Source organism: Bradyrhizobium sp. AZCC 2230 (assembly GCF_036924495.1).
Classification (GTDB): Bacteria; Pseudomonadota; Alphaproteobacteria; order Rhizobiales; family Xanthobacteraceae; genus Bradyrhizobium; species Bradyrhizobium rifense.
On record NZ_JAZHRS010000001.1, the window covers coordinates 9,745,089 to 9,767,523 of the forward strand.

A 22,435-nucleotide genomic window follows, 5' to 3' on the forward strand; every position below is an offset into this window, starting at 1 on the left:
TCGTGAGCGGTTTCGTCTCTTTCTTTCGTCGTCTCGAAGGCCCGCAGACCGTCGGTCATGGTCCGGCCTTCTGGAGCCTGTTTGCCGTCGTGATGATGATCGCGCTCGCCTATCCGCTGTTCAGCGATGGCTACACGGTCGGCAACACCGTCTACTTCTTCGTCTGGGTGTTCATCGCTCTCAGCCTCTGCCTGATCTGGGGCTATGGCGGCTCGCTCTCCTTCGGTCAGACCGCGTTCTTCGGCATCGCGGGTTACGGCTACGGCGTCCTGACCCTCAATTTCGGTTCGGCCTATGGATTCACATTGGTGGCGCTGGTGGCGTCGGTCGCGATTGCGGCGTTCTTTGCGGCCTTGCTCGGCTACTTCATGTTCTTCGGTCGCATCGCCGGCGTGTTCCTCGGCATCGTCACGCTCGCCGTGACCCTGATGCTGGAGCGCTTCATGGCGCAGACCGCGGGGCCGGAGTGGCACATTGGTAGCGCGCGGCTCAACGGCTTCAACGGCATGAGCGCGATGCCGCCTCTGACCATCCCGTGGCCGGGCGAGCCGATCGTCCTATTCGCCGATGTTGGGCTCTATTATTTCGTGCTTGGCCTCTTGGTCTTCGTCTACCTGGCCTTGCGCATCCTGATGAACTCGTCGTTCGGCAACGTGATCGTCGCGATTCGCGAGAACCCGGAACGGGCGGAGATGCTGGGCTACGATGTGCGCAAGTACCAGCTCATCACTTTCGTCATCGGCGCCGTGCTCGCGGGGATATCGGGCGTGCTCTACACGGCGTGGGGACAATATATCACGCCGTCGAGCATGGGTATGACGGCAGCGGCGCTGCCGCTGATCTGGGTTGCCGTCGGCGGCCGCAGTGATCTGACCTCGACCGTGGTCGGCACGCTGGTCGTCCTGGCGGCATTCCAGGCGCTCACGATTTACGGCAGCCAGTATGCGCTCGTCTTCACGGGTGTGCTGCTGGTGCTGACCGTCCTGATCGCCCCGAACGGTCTCGTGCTCGGGACGATGAACTGGCTCGGACGGCTCGCCGCCCGCATTACCCAAAGGGCCGGCTGATGTCGTTGCTCGAGCTTCGCAAACTGAACAAGCATTTCGGTGGCCTGCACGTCACCAATGCCGTTAACCTCACGTTGGAGGCGGGTGAGATCCACTGCCTGATTGGCCCGAACGGTGCCGGCAAGAGCACGCTGTTTCGCCTGATCCTCGGCGAGCACCATCCCGGCAGCGGCGATGTCCTCTTCGCGGGAGAGAACATCACGGCGCTGAAGTCCTTTGCGCGGATTCGCCGGGGACTGTCGGTCAAGTTCCAGGTGCCTGGAGTCTTCAAGGGCCTATCCGTCCGCCAGAACCTCGAGATCGCCTTGCAGAGCCGACATCGCGGTAGGGAACTCGAAGCGGAGATCGACAAACTGCTCGTCTTCCTCGGACTGGCGAGCGAGCAGGCGCAGACGGCCGGCAATCTTAGCCACGGCCAGAAGCAGTGGCTTGAGATCGGCATGGCGATCAGCTTGAAACCAAGTCTTCTGTTGCTCGACGAGCCGACCGCCGGCATGTCTCCGGAAGAAACTCACATGACGGGTGAAATGGTGCAGCGGCTCAATGCCGATGGCATGACTGTGCTGGCGATCGAGCACGACATGGCCTTCGTACGCCAGGTTGCCCAGCGCGTGACCGTGTTGCATCTCGGCCAGGTCTTTGCGCAAGGCTCGATCGACGAGATCGTGGCCGACGAGCGTGTGGCGGCGATCTATCTGGGGCAGGCCCATGCTTGATATGCCGCGTAAGGAAGTGATCCTCTCGACGCTGGCTCTGCGCGCCGGCTATGGCGGCAAACCCGTCCTGCAAGGGCCTCGAGATCGAGGTGCGGGAAGGCGAGATCGTCGCCGTCATCGGACGCAACGGTGTCGGCAAGTCGACGCTGATGAAGAGCCTGATCGGGCTGGTGCCTGCGATGAGCGGCTCGGTCGTCTATCGCGGCGAGGCGGTGGAATCTCTCCCGGCGTACAAGCGGGCTCGCCTCGGCATGGGTTACGTGCCGCAGGGGCGCGACGTGTTCCCGCGGCTGACCGTCGGCGAGAACGTCGCCGTCGGCGCCGCGATCAAGGGCAGCGGCATCCCCGAGGCGGGTCGGCGCAAGATCGTCGAGGCGTTTCCGATTCTCGCCGAGCGCTGGACCCAGCGTGCGGGCACCATGTCCGGCGGCCAGCAACAGCAACTCGCGATCGGGCGAGTCCTGATTGCCGATCCGAGTCTCATCCTGCTGGACGAACCGTCGGAGGGCATCCAGCCCAACATCGTCCAGGATATCGCGCGCAACATGGTCGAGCTCAACCGAAGGACCGGTGTGACCATCATCCTGGTCGAGCAGAATCTCGACATGATCCGCGCCATGGCGCAGCGCTGCTACGTCATGGACAAAGGCCGCATCGTCGCAAGCCTCGACCGCTCGGCGCTCGACGATGAGGCGGAGATGCGCCGCCACCTCGCGGTTTAAAAAGCGACGCCAATAACCAAGGAGAACAGCAATGGCCTGGCAAAACGATTCGATTATGGCACGCAAGGGGGTCGCCAAGGGCGAGCGCGGCAAAGAATACACGATCACCGAAACCGAGCAAGGCAAGTACCACTATGTCTACGGCCCCTATGTGAAGCCGGTGCTGACGGTCGATCCGGGTGCCGTCGTCTCCGCCGAGACGCATGACGCGTTCGAAGGCGCAATCAAGCACGAGACCGATAGCCCGTCCAAGATCCTCAACTTTCCGTTCCTCAATCCGCAGAACGGACCGATCCATGTCGATGGCGCCGAGAAAGGCGATGTGTTGGCCGTTTATATCGAAAGCATCGTGCCACGGGGACCGCAGCCGTGCGGCACCACCGTGGTCATGCCGGATTTCGGAGGGCTGGTCAGCACTGGCCAAACTGCGCTGCTCAATCCCGCGCTGCCCGAGCGCGTTAAAAAGCTCGAGATCGATGCCAAGACCGGAACGAAGTGGAACGACAAGATCACGCTGCCCTATGAACCCTTCATAGGCACCATCGGCACCTCGCCGGAGATTGAGGCGATCTCGTCGCTGGTTCCGGACTATTATGGTGGCAACATGGACCTTCCCGATGTCGGTGTCGGCGCCGTCATTTACCTGCCGGTCAACACCAAGGGTGCGCTGCTTTATCTCGGCGACTGTCATGCGGCACAAGGCGATGGCGAGCTCTGCGGCGTCGCCATCGAGCATCCGACCGTGACCACGGTCCAGATCGACTTGATCAAGGGCTGGACCATTGCGTGGCCGCGGCTCGAGACGAAGGAGTTCATCATGACCATTGGCTCGGCGCGGCCGATGGAGGATGCCCGCCCGCATCGCCTATCGCGAGCTCTGCCGCTGGATGGCGGCCGACTACGGCTTCGACGAGATCGACGCCTACATGCTGCTAACTCAGGCCGGACGCATGCGTGTCGGCAACATGGTCGATCCCAAATATACGCTCGGCGCCTCCATCAAGAAGTCCTATCTCGCTTGAGGACCGGCAAGGCCATGCCGCGCATGCACAAAGTCGCCGCCGTCCAGTTCGAGCCGACCATGTTCGAGAAGGAGCGCAACATTGCGCGCCTGCTCGACCTCTGCGAGCAGGCGGCGGCTGCCGGCGCCAAGCTGATCGTCACGCCGGAAATGGGAACGACGGGCTATTGCTGGTTCGACCGTGCCGAGGTCGCGCCTTTTGTCGAAACGATCCCGGGGCCGACCACAAACCGTTTCGCGGCGCTGGCGCGCAAGCACGCCTGTTACATCGTGGTTGGCATGCCGGAGGTCGATGAGGACGGCATCTACTTCAACACAGCCGTCCTGATCGGCCCCGACGGCGTTGTCGGTCGCCACCGCAAGACGCATCCCTATATCTCCGAGCCAAAATGGGCGGCGGCGGGCGATCTGCACAACCAGGTGTTCGAGACGCCGATCGGTCGGATCGCACTGCTGATCTGTATGGACATCCATTTCGTGGAAACCGCGCGTCTGATGGCGCTCGGGGGCGCGGACGTCATCTGCCATATCTCCAACTGGCTGGCCGAGCGGACGCCTGCGCCTTACTGGATCAGCCGCGCCTTCGAGAACGGCTGCTACGTCATCGAGAGCAATCGATGGGGGCTCGAACGCACGGTACAATTCAGCGGCGGCAGCTGCGTGATCGCGCCGGATGGGCAGGTGACGGCCGTGCTCGATAAGGGCGATGGAGTCCTGCTGTCCGAGATCGACCTCGACGCCGCCCGCGTGCGCCGCGTGCTCGGTGAGACCGTGTTCGCGCAGCGACGGCCGGAGCTTTATCCGGAGTTGCTCACCGATACCTTCAGCTGGAACCCGCGCGACTTCTTCGGCCTCTACGGCCACGAGCCTTGGCCCGTCGGCAAGACGTCGCAGGTTAGCGTCGCGCAATTTGCGCCTGGTGATGACGCTGCTCAAAATCTGAAGGTGATCGAGGCGCACGCGCGCGCGGCAAAAGAGGAGGGGGCGGAGCTTGTCGTCTTTCCGGAGCTGGCAGTGACGGGCCTGACCGATCCCGCGAAGTCGGCGCAGCCGATACCGGGGCTGGCGACTGCTAGCCTCGGCGAGCTTGCGGCGGAACTCGGCCTCTATCTCGTCTGCGGCCTCGCCGAGCGCAGCGACGATCTGGTCTACAACAGTGCCTGCCTGGTCGCGCCCGATGGAAGCATCTCCGTCTATCGCAAGACGCATCTGGCGGCCGACGAACGAAGCTGGGCCACGGCCGGTGACGGTTGGACCGTCGTCGACACGCCGATCGGCCGTATCGGGCTGCTGATCGGTCACGACGCGTCTTTCCCGGAATCTGGCCGGGTGCTGGCGCTGCGTGGCTGCGATATCATCGCGTGTCCCGCCGCGATCAAGGGGCGCTTCAGTTCGTCGCATGCCGGCACAGAGGTGGGGCAGCCAAAGCCGATTCCGACCGGCCCGGATCAGTATCACTGGCATCATTTTCGCGTTCGCGCGGGTGAAAACAACCTGTTCTTCGCCTTCGCCAATGTCGTCGATTCCCAACGCGGCTATCCCGGGCTGAGCGGCGTGTTCGGTCCGGACACGTTCGCGTTTCCGCGGCGGGAGGCGATCGCGGCCGACGCCACGGGCATTGCAACCGCACTGGTCGACACGACCAATCTGGACAGCGTCTATCCGACCAATGTCGTGCGTCGAAAGGATCTGGTTTCGATGCGCATGCCGCACAGTTATCGTGGATTGGTGAAGGTGACTGCGAACAATTACTGAACCAGGAAAAGGAATCCGACCATGGATCTGGGACTAAAGGGCGCCAAGGTTCTCATCACGGGAAGCACCAAGGGAATCGGCCGCGCGATCGCCGAGACATTTGCCGCCGAAGGCGCCAATATCGGGGTGTGCTCTCGCAATCTGGCCGAGGTCGAGAGCACGACCGCCGCGCTCAAGGCCAATGGCATCGCGGCCTATGGTGGTGCGGTCGACGTCTCCGATGCGGCAGCACTGAAGGCCTGGGTCGGCGATATGGCGGCCAAGCTCGGTGGCATCGATGTCGTCGTCGCCAATGTCAGCGCGCTTGCCATCGGGCAGGACGACGAAAGCTGGGAGAAGGAGTTTGCGACCGATATGATGGGTACGGTTCGGCTGGTGAATGCGGCCATGCCCTATCTGGAGAAGAGTGCCGCCGGCGCGATTGTCACCATTTCCAGCGTCTCAGGTCGCGAGGTCGATTTCGCCGCGGGTCCCTACGGCACCTTCAAAGCTGCGATCATCCACTACACGCAGGGACTGGCCAATCAGCTCGCAGGAAAGGGTATTCGCGCGAACTCGGTCTCCCCGGGCAATACCTATTTCGATGGCGGGGTCTGGAACATGATCAAGGACAACAATCCCGAGCTCTACAAGACTGCATTAGCCCTCAACCCGACAGGGCGGATGGGAACGCCGCAAGAAATGGCCAACGCCGTGGTGTTTCTCGCCAGCCGCGCGGCCAGCTTCATCACGGGCACAAATCTTGTCGTCGACGGCGCACTCACGCGTGGGGTGCAGTTGTAGGAAAACGTAACGGCGTTTGCCTCGCGTTGGACCTTGCTGGCTCAAACTGGCCCATGATGGATTGGACCGACTGATGGGAAAGAGCAAAGTACCATCAGCACTCAAGCGGGATCGAGGTCAGCCGTGCAGTACCAAATGCTGTACCACGCCGTCGGCAAGCAGCTTTTGATCAGGCTGCGTCCGAGATGCGCATTTCGACGTGCAGGCCGGCAGCTCCGATCATATTGACCAAAGTATCGAGGCCAAACAATTCAGATGTTTTCCCCATCCGGTGGGAGAATCGCATGATGGGGCGGAGCGGCTACGCACCCGCCTGTGCTAACGAATGGCGGCGTGGGATTTGCGAGAAGCCGAGAGTCAAATGTTCGGCATGTCCAAATCAGGCATTCCTGCTTGTCGATGACATGTCAATCGAACGTCATCTACGCGGGACCGACGTGGACGGCGCCCCGTCCGTGATGGGCGTCTATCCGATGCTTGCGGACAACACCTGTTCGTTCCTGGCCGCGGATTTCGACGAAGGGGAATGGCGAAGAGATGCCTTCGCTTTTAGGGACTCTTGCGAGCGTCACGGAATACCTGTTGCCATTGAGCGGTCCCGATCCGGAAACGGTGCTCACGCCTGGATCTTTTTTTATGAGCCGATTCCAGCTGCATTGGCGCGCCGTCTTGGAGCCTTCGTGATTACCGACACGATGGAACGTGTCCCCGATATCGGATTTCGGTTCCTACGATCGGTTTTTCCCGAGTCAGGATTCAATGCCTGCGGGTGGCTTCGGTAACTTGATTGCCCTGCCGCTTCAGGGACTCGCGCGAAGTTGCGGCAACAGTGAGTTCATCGACGAGTCTTGTTCGCCATATCCGGATCAGTGGGCCTTCCTTTCGGCGATTGGGCCTATGCCGAGGGCGAAGGCGGAACGTCTGGTCGAGGAGGCAAGTGCATCTGGTAAGATTCTCGGCGTGCGTATCCCTCTCGTCGATGAAGACGAAGAACCGTGGTTTGCCACGCCGTCGCGTCGACAGATTCCGATCGCAATCAGCGAGCCACTGCCAAGTGCAATCACTCTCGTGCGGGCGGATCAGGCATACATCCCGCGTCACGCGCTGCCACCGCCTTTGAATAGCGGCGCGGTCGTCTCCTGCCAAGGCTCTTCCGGAACGATGCGCAGATGCGGCGCCTCAATCCGCCGCCATTCACTGCGCGGGTTGACACGCGGCACCTTGCGGCCTGTCCGTGGACTGCGGGTTCACCGTCGTCATCGGTGGCCTGATAGGTGCGACGGTGCTTACGTACTAGTGCTCCCCGCCCTCTATTCCTGGTTTTGTCCGGTGGGCTCTTCCGCTCGCCCGCACGTCGACGCCTTTTTCGTGCCGCGGTTTCTTCGGCAAAGCTTCACGAAGGGCTAACTCGGTCCTAAGGCAATTGTGCAAAGCAGTGTGAGCTGGGCGAGGGGCCGGCGAAACACGAAGCGCCTCAAATGACCAGAAGTGGACACGATCATGAACAATTCCATCGAAGCATCCGAGTTCTTGTCTGTTCAGCTGGAGGGCACCGCTGTGGTGGGCCCGGACGGCGATCGAATCGGATCGATCGAAAGTGCCGCCATCGACCGGACGAGTGGCTCCCTCTCGCACGTGGTGATGGCCGTCACACGATTCGGATTCGTTACGACACGGTATATGCTTCCTTGGCATCACCTCGACTATGACCGCCATCTCGCCGCCTATCGGGTGGATCTCACGCGGGGGCAGTTGCAGGCTGCTTCGCTTCCTCAGGAGCCCTTCGGTTACGGGCTTTGACCGACGTCGACGGCCGGCGTGCGGGGCCCAATGTGATCAAGGTCGCGGGTCTGTCGCTATCATCGAAGGCAAAAAAAGCTTCAGTCAGTCTGATGCTAAGGTACTCTTCTCCAATTCGCCGACTTGCAGATCAATCCACCGACAATGCAGCCCGAGGTGCTGAGGGTAGATCCTTCAATGAGCATCTTGCCTGAATAGATTGACCCGTTGTCAGGATTGACGGCCTTTCCGGTCCATGAGTTCGCCCCATCGGGACGCATGTCGAAGAACAGACGTTGCCCGACTTTGGCTTTTGTCTCCGCGCCGGGCTTTAACCACGCGATGTTTCCGCAAATGCCGTCGCCACACGTGTCAAACTTGACATGCACAGCGCCATTATCGCGTGACCAGGTCCCCAAGATACCGTCCGCGAGACTGGAACTCGTGCTCAGCAGCAATACCGTCAAAGCTAGGCCTAGGCGCACTACGTTCATCACATCATCCTCGGTTATTGCTTCCAATTAACGAACATCCGCGAGGTGCATGTCGCTCAAGGTTGTCGAAAGGCTCCGTACGATGAGCGCCGTGATCGCTCTATGGAGGTTTTCATTTCGCACGGGTTCGCCGGTGCTTGGTGAGTAACTGTCGTCGACTTGCCTGGTGGGACCCGGAAGCCTCACCTCTACCGCATCGTCGAGCGGCGGCGCGCTCTTTTTTTCGATAACATCGAACGTCTTGCCGTCGAAAACTCTGATTTCGTAGAGTGCATGGATCTGGTTGTAAGATGCCAGCATCGTCCCGTAGCTAACGACGCCTATCCCTTCGACCTTTAGGGCGCCGCGGCCGAAGTTCGATTTTGCCTTGGTGATCACGATGTAGGCGTCGAGCCCTTGCGGGGACACTTCAGTCCGAACCAGCTTCTTGAATGGATCGTCACGAACGAGGTTTACGGGTGCAATCGGAGAATCCTTGACCGCCGCAAAGGCAGCTCGGTTGTAACGGATCGGCTGCACCTGAAACCGCCCGTTCAATGCCGTGGTTGCTTGCTGAACGATCAGATCGTCGAGGCCCCATGACCCGATCGGGAAGCTTTGACTGGGGTTGTTGCTCAGCCCGGTGAACCCCGCCCTTGCAAAGCTCATCTCGCCGCCGACTGCCGAGATGATGCCGACGGTCTTGACCGCCTGCAGTTTCGTCTCGCCAGTTTCGAACATGGCGCAGGCACTGACGCTGATGGCAACAAGAAGTACTGTTGCGAAGTTTAGGTGTCGACTGCTGCGGCGCATGGCGTTCTATCGAATTTTGAAGTCGAATGAATAGGAGGCGCCAATGCCGACGGTCGTCTGATTCGGCGAACCGCGAAGGGTCACCAGAGGGCTGTTCGCAGCGTCGCCGAGCAGCCGCTCATACTCGACATAAGCGTGAACCTCCCATTTCGGATCGATCCGATAGGATACCTGTGCACCTAGTCCGTAAGAGTGCGCGCCGCCCTTGGCGTCGAAGGCGGGCTGGCCTGTCGCCAGCGCCTGTGCGGCGTCAATGCCGAAATAGGGTGTGGTCGCTTTGGTGCTTTCCCAAGTGAAGCGCGGGCCGGCTGACAGGGTGAGACGCTGAATGATCGGCACGATAAAGTCCGCCGACAGATCGGCGACGGCGCCGTGGTGGCCGCCGATGCCCTGGCGGAGTTCGCCGCGCGTCCGAAACCAGTCGACCGGATAGTATTCGACGAAGCCGCCGAGTTCGACCGTGGTGCCGACGTCGCCGAGGCCAGTCAGCTCGGAATAGCTGCTGGCCTTTCGCGACGATACGAACTTGGCGGCTGGGCCTGCCCGAAGGTCACCGAAGTCGATCAGTGCGATGCTGGCGCTGTCGCGCGGGCCACGAAACTGATCCGTCGTGCCGGCACGACGGATCGCAAAAATCGGGACCGGGCTGAACATGCTCCGGTTCGCGCCCTCGAAATCGGGTTTGTATTCGCCGCCCACCCCGACCATGACGGTCCAGTTGCCGGACACTGAAGGCACCATGGGCAACTCAAAAGGGGGAGCTGGCAACGTGAACAGAGTTTGCGCTGATGCGGAATTTGAGACGGCGCCGCCGCTACCGAGTGCGATAAGCAGCGCAGTCAAGAACGTTCGCCGGGCGCCCCGGCTCGTTGACGGGTGGAGGCCGGCTTTGACGGCATTCTTCATTGGAGGGGGCCTCTGACCCCCGGGCCTTTTTGGCAGGGTCGGCTCGTGTGGTTGGGAGCGGCAAGGTGATGCGCCTACATTGCCTCAAGATTGCCCCGTGGGGGCAAACCGGAACTCCCCCGAAAACTTCCAGGGCCGGATGTTCGCCGCAATGTCTTCCAGATTGTATGCGTGCCGCCTTGACGGCCGACGTGCGGGCTCCCCACGGATTGGAGAGCGCCGACGTTTGCGAACCTCAGGCGCGATCGGTCTTGCCATGAATGCGGCTAGCGTTCGGCGAAATCGCCAGTCTAGCGCACGCGATCATTATATTTGGACGGCCTTGGCGAGATCGCTGAAGTTGCTGGAATCGCAGCCGGTAAGTATTTTGCAAGAACGGAGGCATCGAGGCTATGGACTGCGCTATCGGGCAGACGGTTCCAGACTTCGTCGTGTCCAAAAATCAAGAGACCGACATAGCCGTGGAGGGTAAGAGTTTGTCCATCAGGATTGACGGCCATGTTCGCGCTGTAAATCTTGCCGTCGCGCGGATCGAGGATGTCGCCACCTTCGTATTTCAAGCCGTTCCGTTTCATTCCCCTGATGAAGGTAAGACCCAATAGCGGCTCATTCCTGCGGTCATCCACGCATTTCGTGCAGACCGCGCCGGAATCGTCTCCCGGCTTGGGAAATCTCTTTGCAATAGCCCCTTCATAGGTGCCGCCGCGCTCGAAGATCAACACCCATACGACAGGCTTCCCAGCTGCAGTTTTTTCCCACAGGCCAGTGGCCGTGGGTTCGTCCGCTCTCGCTGAATGCGGCAACGCCGTGAGCTCCGCGATGCTGACCACCAGCAGCATAGCCAACCGAAGCCGCTTTGAGATCTTGCAAATTGTCATCGCGGTTCCTGAGTACAAAAGCTGCGCTGATATTCCATGGCTTTGAGATTTACCTCATGGTCGTATGGCTCATGAGTTCGAGGTACGCATGATCCACCAACATTGCCCCAAGATTGCCTCGGGGCGAATCCGTAGCCTTCACCTTTGCATGAGCCGGTCAGATCCTCCGCGACTTGCGTTGGCGGGATAAATTGCCCTAAGGGGGAAGCTCCGGGCGGACCGACGTGTCAAATCCAGCGAAGCGGGGAATGCCGCGATCCCGCAACATCAGCCTCAGCAGGGAAGATCGATGCGTTCCCTTGTGATCGAAGACGAACCGCAGATTGGGGCCTATCTTGCTCGTTTGCTCGGGCAGTTGCAGGGAATCGTTGACGTCGTCGCGTCCGTTTCGGATGCCCAGCAAGCGCTCAGCAATTTCAATTACGATCTCGCGATCGTCGACCGGATGCTGCCTGACGGCGACGCGCTCAAGATCGTCATAGCATTGAGCCAGCTGCCCGAAAGGCCGGCGATCATCATGCTGACGGCTAAAGATGCCAAGGAAGACGTGATCGACGGCCTCAACAGCGGAGCAGACGATTATCTCGGCAAACCCTTCGAGCCGCAGGAATTCATCGCCAGGGTGCGGGCCGTGCTGCGGCGGCCTCGGCTCCTCGCTCCGTCGGTCCTGTCGTTCGGAAACGTCGAGCTGCACGTCGGCACCAATGAGGCCATCGTGGCCAACAAGAAGGTTCTGCTGCGGCGACGTCAAGCTCTGATCCTCGGGGCATTGCTGATGCGGCGCGACCGCGTCATCACGCGCGCGGCCCTGATGGAGGAGATCTATGGGTTCGATGACGAGATCGAATCCAATACGCTCGAAGCGCAGGTATCCCGGCTCCGCAAAACGCTGACCGAGCTCGGCGGAGACGTCGAGATCCGGAGCATGCGGGGCATTGGCTACATTCTGAGGATGACGCAGACCCGATGACGTCGATCACCAGAACGCTGACGCTTTCGCTCAGCCTGGCTGCAGCGGCAATCTTCCTCGTCTTGCTCAGCATCGTGATCTGGCTGGATATGACGCGCGAACGCGAGCAAGCCTTTTGCCAGGCAGCCGCGGCAATTCTCGATCGCGCCACGGTGGTCGATTCCGGACAGGAACTGACGATCCGTTCCATAGACGGCATCCGGGAGCTGAAATCCAATAGCCCCAACCTGTGGTACGTCGTGTCCTACAATGGCTTGATGGTCGAGTTCGGACGCGAACTCAGACCCGCCCTCCCGTTCTCACTACCCTATACCGGGCCGATCGGTTTCTCGGTTCTCAATACGCTTGACCAGAACAGCTCCTTCTGCCTAGCCGTGGTCCGCAGCGGTGCTTCCGAACTCGTTATGATAGTCGGAGGTGCGCAAGTCAGGCTCGGCCAGATCGTAAGGTCGTTCGTCGGACGAAATCTTTTCTCCGTTCTGCTGCTTGCCATCGCCTTCGCGTTGACGGTCGCGACCGGCGCGTTCCTGTCTGCGCGCTTCGTGGCCCGCAGCATCGAACGCGTGACCAGGCTGGCGCTCGCAATCGAGCCGACCGCGCCCCAGGCGTCGATCTCGCTCGATGAGGTCCCGTCCGAGCTCAAGCCGCTGGTTAGAGCGCTTAACCGCGCCTTCCATGAGATCGACGCCTACATCCAGAGGCAACGCAGATTTATCGGCAATGCGGCCCATCAGCTCCGAACGCCGCTGACCCTGCTGCGTGCCAAGATCGACGACGTGACCGAACCTGACCTGAAGGTTGAACTGGTGCGCGATGTTCGTCGCCTCTCGTCGCTGGTCTCAGCCATGCTGGACCTGGCGCGGTTGCAAAATCATGCGCTCGAAAAGCGGCCCGTTGATCTGGGAGCTGTAACGCGGGACGTCCTTGCGGATTTGAGCCCCTCCGCGCTGGATGCCGGAATCGAACTCTCGCTGGAGCAGGTCGGGGAAGGCACCCTCGTGGTGCACGGCGTCGAAGCTGCGATTCGGAGCGCCCTGGCCAATCTGGTCGGCAACGCATTAGTCCATGCGCACGGCGCCGGACGCGTCGTGGCTAACCTCAATCGCGGCAGCGTTTCGATCTGCGACGACGGGGCTGGAATCCTTCCAAGCGCCGGGCGCATCGAGCCGTTTCAAACCGGCAATCCGTCAAAAGAGGGTTACGGACTCGGCCTGTCTATCGTCCAGGAGATCATGGCGGCCCATGGAGGGACGCTGATCGTCACATCGACGCCAGGATGCGGGACGACGGCCACCCTCCGCTTTCCCGAGGCTTCTGAAGCAACGCCTGGCGAAGCCGGATCCGGCAACATTGAGGCAATCTAGTCGGAGCTCTCCGCTGGCGGCGTGCATCGCACGTCATGCCAAGCAGAGAGATTCACGACACATGGAAATGCCAAACCGCCGTCGCTCCGGGCCGCGGCATGTCCGGCCGGCACTTCAACCACATGAAGGACGGTCTCCCACCGGACGCGATGACGCCCGCTCTGTAGAGATGGCGTTGATGAAGCCCGAAGCCTTGCGGTCGGAGGACAGGCAATGCTGCGGCAATCTACCGACGGCCAAGTGTACCCCGCGATGGCTGGGAGCTGCGAAGGATCCAGCTTTGTCACCCAACCATGTTTGTGCTCCAGGCGCGAAGACACCGAGAAAGGCTATCCATGCACTTCAAAATCGTCCCGGCCATAGGGCCACGCTATTGGGTTGGTATTATGATCGCCAGCATCTGTGGAGCGAACATGGGTGATTTCATACCCGATATGCTCAAGTTGAGCGACTTGGGCGGCCTCTTGATGCTTGCACTGTTGTTCGCCGTCATTGCGTTGGCAAATCAATTGAGCAGACGTGGAAATGAGGCCCTGTACTGGCTGGCAATCCTCGTTCTACGAGCCGCCGCGACCAACTTGGCCGACATCGGAATCCACCGCACGCATCTGGACTACATCACGGTCTCGGCTTGCGTGGCCGCGCTTCTGGTCGCGCTCCTTGCCTTGCGCCGCGTGTCATCGTTACCGCCGGTGACATACCACCAACGGCCTCTACTGGTTGACCATGTTGACTGCCGGAACGCTCGGCACTGTGCTCGGTGACGGCATGGGTCACATGATCCACCCGATCACGGTCGGTGTACCGATCTCTGCCATCATCGCGACCGGAGCCGTTGCCCTTATTCTCGCGCAGAAAGCGCGCCCAGACATGGCATCCGCCGGGGCTGCAAGCTATTGGGCCGCGATCGTGGCGATCCGCACCTGGGGCACCAACGTCGGCGATATCGCGGGTTTCGTTCTGTCGCTTCCCGTGAGCATGATGCTGAGCGGTCTGCTGCTGGCAGGCACACTGATTGTTTGGCGCGAGCCGAGCAATCCCATAGTCCCGGCAGCCACCTAGTCTGTTCCGTCGACCGCGCCGATAATCACGGCTCCGACCGGGGCGCGCTCTTGAGCGCGCTCTTGGCTTTGAGTGGAAACGCTAGTCGATATCGACTTCAAGCAATCGCGCAAACTGCTGTCCGGCGTGCATATCCCGCTCGCGCATCCACCCCTGCGGATGAGGGCGTGGATAGGAGATCTTGATCATGCGAAGCCTGTCGACCGGCACTCGCCTGACGAGCTCGACATCAGTACCGAACAGGTGTGCGAACAGTTCAGGTCCAAGAGCCGCGGTGTCACGGTATCGCTTGAATGATTCCTCGCCGTCGAAGAAGAAATCCACGGTGACCCAGAACGGACCGGCGTTCTTGGAGCGGACATGACGGCAAACATCCTTGATCTTGGGCATCTTTAGGCCTTCTCGGCGAGGTCGGTCCACTCGGTGCGAACGAGTTCGAACCCGTCATGCGTGTGCACCACGTGATTTAGGACGAACTCGTATACCTGTCCGCGGGGGATCTCCGCCGGCGTGAATGGAAACGCGTAGCTCGGCATCTCGATACCCGGGCGTAACGGTGTATGGAAGAAGTACGGATTGCAGGCCTTGGCCATGCGGTTGGCGAGATCCTGCGTCGGTGCCGTGACGACGAACATGACGCCGACGTCGCGCGGTGGCGCTGTGCCGGCCGGGACCGGCCGTCCAGACGTTCCGTTCCACCCGTAGAGCCGCAGCGACAGATCAAAGCGAATCGCTGCACCGAACGTCTCGGTGATCCGATCCGTCAGCACGCGTTGCATACGGTCGTGAAATTCGTCCAGATTTGCCAGCACCTGCGGGTCTTCTATTCCAATCAGCATGATGGTCTGGAAGTCGCCGCTTCGCGCGCCTTCGAGCTTCATGGTGTAGGGCATGGGCTCCCATTTCGACCCGGTCACGCGCGTAATGCGGTTGTCGACCCATCGATAGTCGGCCTCGCTCACATCAAGAACTCCGCCAGGTTCCGTCAGACGAAACGGATCGCTGTTCTCATAGAGGAGATGCGCCGAGACGCTCTCCGGCGAGCATTGGTTGCCGAGATCGAGAGGCTCCACGTCGAAGGCATCCTCGCCAACGCGCATGAGCACTCCGCCGTGGCGCGGATTGACCGTGCACTGTCCACCACACTCGGCGATCTTCGCGGCGTGCCATGCGGCACCGGCGCCGGCGCCCTTCAAGAGCGGAATCGCGGCCAGCACGGCGGTGTCGGTGGTGCGGCCGCCCAGCACGATGTCGGCTCCGGCCGCGATTGCTGCCATATAAGGCTCGGGACCCATCAATGCGACGATGTGCTCGCAAGACTCGAGTGCGCTGTCGTTTAGTGGTCCGAGCGGCGGCAATGGCGTGATCTTGCCTTGTTGATTTCTGCGAATGAGTTCGGCTGGAGATTGCTCGCTGTAGAGGCAGGCGATCTTCGGAGTGATCCCGAGCTCGCCCGCCACTTCGATGGCGATATCCCGTGTCCAGTCTACGCCGGCGTCGGTGCCGCTGGTGCCGCACGTCCCCACCAGCAGAGGGATCCCGGCCCTGTTCGCCTCGCTCATCAGCACTTCCAGGTCATGCTTGATGGATTCCCGATTCGTCTTCGAGACGCCGCGGGCGAGATACGAAGGGCCGCTGTCGGTCGATCCGGAATCCACAGCGATCGCGTGAGCGCCGCAGGCGATGCCATAATGCACGTGATGACGGTGGACGCCCCCGCCAAGCATTCCCGTCGGGACGATGATCTTGATCTCGCCCGGAAGCCTGTCTCTCTCGGTCATGTTTTCGATCATCCTTTGCACGCCCAACATCATCCTGCGACCTCAGGTCTTTTCTCTCGGCGAGAGCCGCTCGATCGCCTCATGCGCAATATCCTCCAGCGAGCGTCCGCGGGTCAGCGGTCCGAAGATGCCGATCGACAGCATCACCACGAGCATGCTGAGGGAAATGAAGACGAAGACGCCCACCGTTCCAAAGTGCTGAAGGCAAAATGCAATCATGAAGCTGGTAAAGATGGTGGAGAGCCGACTGAAGGAATAAACGAAGCCGACGGCACGGGCGCGGATCGGTGTCGGATAAAGCTCTGCTTGATACGGATGGTAGGCAAACGACATCAGCGTATTCGCGCCGGTGATCAGGATGCCGAGCAGGATCAACAATTCGGGCCGGGATTGGAAGGCGAACAACAGGCCGAGAACGACTGTCACGCCGGACGCGACGACGATCTGCCACTTTCGCTCGAACCGGTCGGCGACGGTGAAACTCCACAACAGCGGCCATAGCGGGAACGAGACCGCAATCGCTGCGGAATAGAGCAGGCTCTTGGCGATCGAATGCCCCTGGGCGGCGAGCAGCGCCGGCAGCCAGTTGGTGAAGCCGTAGAATCCGATGGTCTGGCAGAAGTTGAAGACCATCAGCATCACAGTACGCGAGCGATACGCCGGCTGCCAGATCTCGGCGAACGTCCCCTGACGGCCGATCCCGACGATACTGATTTGCGGTGCAGGGAGCGCACGTCCGGTTTCCGCTTCGATCTTCGTCTCGAGTAATCCGAGAATTCTTTCCGCCTCTTCGAGGTCACCCCGGTCGGCCAGCCAGCGTGGCGATTCCGGTAGCCCCCTGCGGAGCCACCAGATCGCGATCGCTCCGGTGCTGCCGATCAGAACGAGCCAGCGCCACCCGGCGATATCCAGAGGGTCGATGGGTATGATCAGATAGGCAAGGAAGGCCAGCAGCGGGATGGCGAGGTAGGAGATGGAATGAACGATAGCCGCCGCCTTGCCGCGAATATGCTTCGGTACGATTTCAATCAGGTAGGCGTCTATGGTTACAAGTTCGACGCCCAGTCCAATCCCTGCAAGCAGACGGCACGCGTAGATGCCGGGGGCGCTCACCTGCAGTGCCATTGCCAGGGTCGCGATACTGTAGCCGACCAGCGCCCAGACAAATACAGGTCTGCGACCGAAGCGATCGGCCACCGACCCAAAGGCGGTCGCTCCGATGAAAAGACCGAGAAATGTTGCGGCGGCGAAGGTCGCCTGGCCCGAAAGGCCGAAGACCGCCTTGTCCGCGTCGGCGAAAATGCCGTCGCGAACGAGACCAACGGGGACATAGGCGGTTTGCGCGAGGTCGTAGACCTCAAAGATCCCCGCGAGCGCAAGCAAAACGATCTGTCGCCAGATGGTCGGCGATTCAGGAAGGCGATCGATGCGGGCCCCGATGAGCGCAGCGCTCCGCGCGTCGTGCGGCACCGACGTGGTCGTACCGACCGCGGCCTGCATGAGCGCCTGCATATGACCGTCCTCCCGATACGCGCACGTTCCCAAGGCGCGATGACGGCCTCATCTTTGAATACAATCCGAAGGATTGTCAACAATATGAAATTATTGTCGTCAATCTGTTGAACTCAAAGCTGAATCGCCCTAGGCTGTCTCGATGATTGAGCTTCTAGGTGGCGGAATTGACATGAACGCAGCTGAAGGCCCGGGCCGTGCGCTGATCGATCAGACCGTATCCCAACTTGAGCATTTGATCTTTCGCGGGGAGTTGAAGCCCGGCGACAAGCTGTCCGAGCAGGCGCTGTCGTCGCGCTTTGGGATCAGTCGTGGGCCACTCCGCGAGGCGATCCGCAGTCTGGAGGGGCGACGTCTCGTCGAGCGGGTACCCTTTGCCGGCGTGCGCGTCGTTCAATTGACGGTCGACGACATCGAACAATTGCTGGTGACGCGAGAGGCGCTCGAGGGTATGGCGTGCCGTCAGGCGGCCGAAAACATGACGCTGCATGAGACGCGGCAGCTGTTTCAGTCGCTTGCGGAACTTGAGAGGAAATTTCTCGAGGAGGGCCCGAGCGGCGTCTTTCGCAATGGCGCGGCGGACAATGATCTGCACATCCAGATCGCGCGAGGCAGCCGAAACCGTTGGCTGATCGATATTATTTGCAGCGAGCTCTATCCGCTTCTGCGAATCTGCCGGTTTCAAAGCATGATTGTCACGGCGAGCCAGAAGCATCGCGGCAAGGCGGTAAATCGCGAACACCGCGCGATCATCGAGGCGATCGAACAAAGGGATCCGGACGCCGCCGAGCGTCTGATGCGCGCACATCTTGTGGCATCGCGCGAGAATCTCATGAAATGGCTGCGTCGGCAGGACGGTATTGCGCGGACTCCACCCCACCGTATGGAGGCATGACCGTCATCACGACCGGCGGCTTGCTTTCGGATCATCCTGTGATGCGGACGTCTCTGCGGGTGTTCGTGAGTAGCCACGCGCTTGAGCATTTCATCATTGATCGCTTGCGACGCATCCTCGTCAATGTCGGATCGCACAGCGACGACTGCATCACATAGTTGCCGATCACCAAGCCGTGTGCCGCAGGCGAGGGGCCGTCACCGCTCGCCTCCATCCTGATGTTTATGCTGCCGGCGAGTGGAATCTTTCCCGGCGTTCAAGCAGGCGCCACCACCAGCTCCGATTTTCTTCAATTATCGACAAAAAGCGAATTTTGGTATCGGTAGTTGCGCCCCAACACGAAGCCTTCTCCGGCGTTGAAGCGTCGAGAAAGGTGCGCCCTTGCCGATGTCCCGCATCGTGCCCGTTTCGCCCCAATACCCTGGCGACGTCGATATCACAGCGCTCCGTTCTCGCGTCCTCGGGTCACGCTCCGAGCAAGTACTTCGCGCTTGTTCCGATTCCTTCAGACGTTGACCAGCCCCTTTTCACGATGGCGTGTTTCCAGCGGCGGCGCGCTTGCATTTTTCATAAGCAAGCTTATCAAATTCATAAGCAAGCTCATCATAAGCTTACGTAGGAGTACCGAGAGCCTTGGAAGCCGAATCCCCCACCCTTGGTTTTCTGCTGCACGATGTCGCGCGGCTGCTCAGGAAGAGGTTTGAGCAGATTTCCCGCGAATCCGGGCTGACGCGATCGCAATGGCAGGCGCTGGCCTATCTGGCTCAGAACGAAGGCATCAACCAAAGCGGATTGGCAGAACTCCTCGAGATCGAGCCGATCACGCTTTCGCGCATGCTGGACAAGCTAGAGGCTTGCGGGCTGATCGAGCGACATCAGGATTCGTCGGACCGGCGGGTCCGGATCCTCCGGCTTGCGCCGGCTGGCCGGCCAAAGCTGATGCAGGCGCGCAGGCTCGGTGAGACCGCCCGCCGCGAGGCGTTGACGGGTCTATCCGAGGCGGAAGGTTTGCACCTGCTGGAGACCCTCAAAGTTCTGAAAATCAACCTCACCGAAGCGTGCGACTTCGGAGGAAAAGCAGAAGCGAGCAAGTCATGGGTAGTACCGGCGAAGTAAATCCTAAACGGCACGGTGCCGACAGCGAAAAGGCCATCCCCCATAATGATCCACAGGGCGCTGAGGACAAGATCTATCGTTTAGCACGCCATCCGCCGGAGACGACGGACGATCAAGGCACAGACGCAGCCGCCGAGCCGACAGCGAAAGAGCGGTCGGACGATCGCAAGTCGTCTGGCGAACCGCATCACCTGCCTGCGTCGGCCGCTCCGGGAGCACCAAAAAAATCCCGAAAGCGGATTCTGATGTTTGCCATGTTGCCGGTCGCACTGATCGTCGGCGGCTATCTCTATGTGACGGGGGGCGCTGTCATGTCGACCGACAACGCCTACGTCCAGGCCGACATGGTCGGATTGTCTACCGACGTTTCCGGGATTGTCACCAACGTACTCGTCCACGACAACCAGAAGGTCGCGAAGGGCGATATGCTGTTCAAGCTGGACGACCTGCCATTTCGGCTGGCGCTGGATCGGGCTGAAGCCCAGATCGGAAACACCCGGAATGATCTTGTCGCGCTGCAGACCAGCTACCGCAACATGCAGAGCCAGGTCGAACAAGCCAAAACAGATGTCGATTTCAACAATGTCAACTTCAAGCGCCAGCAGCAGTTGATCACCAACGACTTCACGCCGCGGGCGACGTTCGACGCGGCCCGCAATACGCTGCAAGCATCACAGCAAAAGCTCGCCTCGCTGGAAGCGCAGCTTGCCGGAATTGCCGCAAACCTGAACGACAATCCGGATGCGCCGATCGAGGATCATCCGCGCTACAAGGATGCGCTGGCTGCACGGAACGAGGCCGCTCGCCAGCTGTCCCATACCGTTGTCAAAGCCCCCTTCGCCGGAATCGTAACCAACGTGCCGTCGTTGCAGCCTGGCCAATATCTCGCTGCCGCAGCAACGGCATTCAACATTGTGTCGACCGATCATGTCTGGATTCAAGCCAGCCCGAAGGAAACCGAGCTGACTTATGTCAAGCCCGGACAGAAGGTGACGGTCGACGTCGATAGCTATCCTGGCAAGCGGTGGATTGGCACGGTCGAAAGCATAAGCCCGGCGTCGGCATCGAGCTTTTCATTGCTTCCGGCCGAAAATACCAGCGGCAACTGGGTCAAGGTCGTCCAGCGCATTCCGATGCGCATCCGGGTCAACAATGCGCCCGACAAGCCGTCATTGCGGGTCGGCATGAGCGTGGAATTGAACATCGATACCGGACACGAGCGCGGACTGCCCAGCTTCATCACTGACCTGTTCAGCTCCTCGTCCCCGGAAAGCGAAAATGACTGATTCCACGGCCGTCGAGGCTCGGCCGATCAACCGGCCGGCCATCACGGCCTGCGTGATCCTCGCCGTGATCATGCAGGCGTTGGATACCACGATCGCCAACGTCGCGCTTCCGTATATGCAGGGGAGCGTTTCGGCCAGCGCGGATCAGATCAATTGGGTGCTCACATCCTACATTGTGGCCGCGGCGATCATGACTCCGCCATCCGGCTTTCTCGTCAACAAGTTCGGGCGCCGGCGGGTCCTGTTGGCGGCGGTCACCGGCTTCGTTATTGCGTCCGTCCTGTGCGGCCTCGCGCAGTCGCTGGTCCAGATCGTGGCGTTCCGCCTGCTGCAAGGCTTCTTCGGCGCGGCGCTGGTGCCGGTGTCACAGTCGATCCTGCTCGATATCTATACCCCCGAAGAGCGGGGATCGGCGATGGCGCTGTTCGGCGTGTCCGTGATGGTCGGGCCGGTGCTCGGCCCCGTGATCGGCGGCTGGCTGACGGACCATTACAGCTGGCGCTGGGTTTTTTATATCAACGTGCCGATTGGCGCGATCGCTTTTGCCGGCATCTCGTTCTTCCTGCGGGAAACCAAAACCAGCGCAGCCGCCAGGCTCGATTGGGTCGGATTTGGCAGCCTGAGTATCGCCATCGCTGCCATGCAGGTCTTTCTGGATCGGGGCGCGCAGCTCGACTGGTTTTCCTCCTTCGAGATCCTGATCGAGGCCGTCGTCGCGGTATCGGCGTTCTACGTCTTCCTGGTTCATACCTTCACGGCCGACGATTCGTTCGTCGATCCGAAGCTGTTCCTCGACCGCAACTTCACGGTGGGAATGTTGTTCATTTTCATCGTCGGCATCACCTATCTGGCTTCGCTGGCGCTGATGACGCCCTATTTGCAAACGCTGATGGGGTACCCCGTCGTCACGGCTGGGCTCGTCATGGGACCGCGCGGTGTTGGGACCATGGTCTGCATGTTCCTGGTCGGCAAGCTGATCGGGCGGATCGACACCAGGGTCCTCCTCGTGATTGGTCTACTGCTGACAGCGTGGGCGCTGTATGACATGACCGGTTGGACTCCCGACGTCTCGCAATGGACGATCGCGGTGACCGGTTTCATCCAGGGCGCGGGACTTGGATTTCTTTTTGTCCCGCTGACCACGGTGACCTTTGCCACGCTTGCCCCAGAGCAGCGGCCCGACGCAACCGGTCTGTACAACCTATCGCGAAACGTCGGCTCCAGCGTCGGAATCTCCGTCGTTTCCTATCTCTTGACCAGGAATGGCCAGATCAACCACGCCATCATCGCAAGCCATGTCACGGCGGTTAATCCCGGCTTCAGGAACAGCGTCATCGCACACGCGTGGAGTCCATGGACCGCCTCAGGACGGGCTGCTCTTGATCAGGTCATCCAGAACCAGGCCTCCATCATCAGCTACATCGACGACTTCAAACTGATGATGGTTCTCTCGCTGGGCGCCATTCCCCTTGTGCTGTTGCTGCGGCGTGCTGCGTCGCAGGCAGGTAGCGACCATGCGATGGTCATGGAATGAAG

Annotated in this window: 23 protein-coding genes and 2 pseudogenes; 18 read left to right on the top strand and 7 right to left on the bottom strand. The window is 60.6% G+C overall.

Going from position 1 to position 22,435, the window contains the following annotated elements; translation table 11 throughout:
- Positions 1-2: 2 nt before the first annotated feature.
- From V1280_RS46295 to V1280_RS46325, 9 genes and pseudogenes are all read left to right on the top strand, one after another.
- Positions 3-1,067 (top strand): branched-chain amino acid ABC transporter permease, encoded by a 1,065-nt coding sequence (locus tag V1280_RS46295; protein ID WP_334537996.1) that lies wholly within the window; start codon positions 3-5, stop codon positions 1,065-1,067.
- A complete protein-coding gene (locus tag V1280_RS46300) occupies positions 1,067-1,783 on the top strand; it encodes an ABC transporter ATP-binding protein (protein ID WP_334537997.1) in 717 nt (238 codons plus the stop codon). The genes V1280_RS46295 and V1280_RS46300 overlap by 1 nt, the downstream gene beginning before the upstream one ends.
- Before the next feature lies 1 nt (position 1,784).
- A pseudogene (locus V1280_RS46305) lies at positions 1,785-2,505 on the top strand (ABC transporter ATP-binding protein).
- Between the two features lie 31 nt (positions 2,506-2,536).
- Positions 2,537-3,527, top strand: a pseudogene (locus V1280_RS46310) (acetamidase/formamidase family protein).
- A gap of 14 nt (positions 3,528-3,541) precedes the next feature.
- Positions 3,542-5,281, top strand: coding sequence for a nitrilase-related carbon-nitrogen hydrolase (locus tag V1280_RS46315; protein ID WP_334537998.1), 1,740 nt, complete (start codon positions 3,542-3,544; stop codon positions 5,279-5,281).
- A gap of 21 nt (positions 5,282-5,302) precedes the next feature.
- A complete protein-coding gene (locus V1280_RS46320) occupies positions 5,303-6,064 on the top strand; it encodes an SDR family NAD(P)-dependent oxidoreductase (protein ID WP_334537999.1) in 762 nt (253 codons plus the stop codon).
- Positions 6,065-6,249: 185 nt separating this feature from the next.
- Positions 6,250-6,846, top strand: coding sequence for a TOTE conflict system archaeo-eukaryotic primase domain-containing protein (locus V1280_RS47060; RefSeq protein ID WP_442895210.1), 597 nt, complete (start codon positions 6,250-6,252; stop codon positions 6,844-6,846).
- Positions 6,767-7,471, top strand: a complete 705-nt coding sequence (locus V1280_RS47065; RefSeq protein WP_442895211.1) for a TOTE conflict system archaeo-eukaryotic primase domain-containing protein — start codon at positions 6,767-6,769, stop codon at positions 7,469-7,471. The genes V1280_RS47060 and V1280_RS47065 overlap by 80 nt, the downstream gene beginning before the upstream one ends.
- 93 nt (positions 7,472-7,564) lie before the next feature.
- The gene (locus tag V1280_RS46325) at positions 7,565-7,864 is read left to right on the top strand and encodes a PRC-barrel domain-containing protein (protein WP_334538000.1); all 300 of its coding nucleotides are present in this window, start codon (positions 7,565-7,567) and stop codon (positions 7,862-7,864) included.
- A 95-nt stretch (positions 7,865-7,959) separates the two neighbouring features.
- Here the strand turns inward: V1280_RS46325 and V1280_RS46330 are convergent, their stop codons facing one another.
- The 4 genes from V1280_RS46330 to V1280_RS46345 form a co-directional block, all read right to left on the bottom strand.
- Positions 7,960-8,337, bottom strand: coding sequence for a DUF2147 domain-containing protein (locus tag V1280_RS46330; protein ID WP_334538001.1), 378 nt, complete (start codon positions 8,335-8,337; stop codon positions 7,960-7,962).
- Positions 8,338-8,364: 27 nt separating this feature from the next.
- Positions 8,365-9,129 carry a hypothetical protein gene (locus V1280_RS46335; protein ID WP_334538002.1) on the bottom strand — a complete coding sequence of 255 codons (765 nt, stop codon included), beginning with the start codon at positions 9,127-9,129 and terminating at the stop codon, positions 8,365-8,367.
- Between the two features lie 6 nt (positions 9,130-9,135).
- Positions 9,136-10,035 carry a MipA/OmpV family protein gene (locus tag V1280_RS46340; protein WP_334538004.1) on the bottom strand — a complete coding sequence of 300 codons (900 nt, stop codon included), beginning with the start codon at positions 10,033-10,035 and terminating at the stop codon, positions 9,136-9,138.
- 290 nt (positions 10,036-10,325) lie between these two features.
- Positions 10,326-10,874: a DUF2147 domain-containing protein gene (locus V1280_RS46345; protein ID WP_334538627.1), complete on the bottom strand. Its 549-nt coding sequence runs from the start codon at positions 10,872-10,874 to the stop codon at positions 10,326-10,328.
- 328 nt (positions 10,875-11,202) lie between these two features.
- On the opposite strand from V1280_RS46345, the gene V1280_RS46350 reads away from it, so the two are divergent.
- The 4 genes from V1280_RS46350 to V1280_RS46365 all read left to right on the top strand — a co-directional run bounded on the left by V1280_RS46350 (position 11,203) and on the right by V1280_RS46365 (position 14,309).
- On the top strand, positions 11,203-11,883 hold the full coding sequence (locus V1280_RS46350) for a response regulator transcription factor (RefSeq protein WP_334538005.1): 681 nt from the start codon (positions 11,203-11,205) through the stop codon (positions 11,881-11,883).
- On the top strand, positions 11,880-13,247 hold the full coding sequence (locus V1280_RS46355; RefSeq protein WP_334538006.1) for a sensor histidine kinase: 1,368 nt from the start codon (positions 11,880-11,882) through the stop codon (positions 13,245-13,247). The genes V1280_RS46350 and V1280_RS46355 overlap by 4 nt, the downstream gene beginning before the upstream one ends.
- A gap of 335 nt (positions 13,248-13,582) precedes the next feature.
- A complete protein-coding gene (locus tag V1280_RS46360; RefSeq protein ID WP_334538007.1) occupies positions 13,583-14,011 on the top strand; it encodes a hypothetical protein in 429 nt (142 codons plus the stop codon).
- Between the two features lie 13 nt (positions 14,012-14,024).
- Positions 14,025-14,309 carry a hypothetical protein gene (locus V1280_RS46365; protein WP_334538008.1) on the top strand — a complete coding sequence of 95 codons (285 nt, stop codon included), beginning with the start codon at positions 14,025-14,027 and terminating at the stop codon, positions 14,307-14,309.
- An 81-nt stretch (positions 14,310-14,390) separates the two neighbouring features.
- Here the strand turns inward: V1280_RS46365 and V1280_RS46370 are convergent, their stop codons facing one another.
- Genes V1280_RS46370 through V1280_RS46380 form a run of 3 tightly spaced genes read right to left on the bottom strand, consistent with a single transcriptional unit; the run spans position 14,391 to position 17,602 of the window.
- Positions 14,391-14,699 (bottom strand): DUF4387 domain-containing protein, encoded by a 309-nt coding sequence (locus V1280_RS46370; protein ID WP_334538009.1) that lies wholly within the window; start codon positions 14,697-14,699, stop codon positions 14,391-14,393.
- Positions 14,700-14,701: 2 nt separating this feature from the next.
- Positions 14,702-16,090 carry an acyclic terpene utilization AtuA family protein gene (locus V1280_RS46375; RefSeq protein WP_334538010.1) on the bottom strand — a complete coding sequence of 463 codons (1,389 nt, stop codon included), beginning with the start codon at positions 16,088-16,090 and terminating at the stop codon, positions 14,702-14,704.
- 42 nt (positions 16,091-16,132) lie between these two features.
- Complete coding sequence (locus V1280_RS46380; protein WP_334538011.1) at positions 16,133-17,602, bottom strand: MFS transporter; 1,470 nt, start codon at positions 17,600-17,602, stop codon at positions 16,133-16,135.
- 172 nt (positions 17,603-17,774) lie between these two features.
- On the opposite strand from V1280_RS46380, the gene V1280_RS46385 reads away from it, so the two are divergent.
- The 5 genes from V1280_RS46385 to V1280_RS46405 all read left to right on the top strand — a co-directional run bounded on the left by V1280_RS46385 (position 17,775) and on the right by V1280_RS46405 (position 22,433).
- Entirely contained in the window at positions 17,775-18,497 is a 723-nt protein-coding gene (locus tag V1280_RS46385; protein ID WP_334538012.1) for a GntR family transcriptional regulator, read from the top strand.
- Positions 18,494-18,655 (top strand): hypothetical protein, encoded by a 162-nt coding sequence (locus V1280_RS46390; protein WP_334538013.1) that lies wholly within the window; start codon positions 18,494-18,496, stop codon positions 18,653-18,655. The genes V1280_RS46385 and V1280_RS46390 overlap by 4 nt, the downstream gene beginning before the upstream one ends.
- Before the next feature lie 475 nt (positions 18,656-19,130).
- A complete protein-coding gene (locus V1280_RS46395; protein WP_334538014.1) occupies positions 19,131-19,613 on the top strand; it encodes a MarR family winged helix-turn-helix transcriptional regulator in 483 nt (160 codons plus the stop codon).
- A complete protein-coding gene (locus V1280_RS46400; RefSeq protein WP_334538015.1) occupies positions 19,592-20,899 on the top strand; it encodes an HlyD family secretion protein in 1,308 nt (435 codons plus the stop codon). The genes V1280_RS46395 and V1280_RS46400 overlap by 22 nt, the downstream gene beginning before the upstream one ends.
- Positions 20,892-22,433 (top strand): DHA2 family efflux MFS transporter permease subunit, encoded by a 1,542-nt coding sequence (locus V1280_RS46405; protein ID WP_334538016.1) that lies wholly within the window; start codon positions 20,892-20,894, stop codon positions 22,431-22,433. The genes V1280_RS46400 and V1280_RS46405 overlap by 8 nt, the downstream gene beginning before the upstream one ends.
- Positions 22,434-22,435 lie beyond the last annotated feature (2 nt).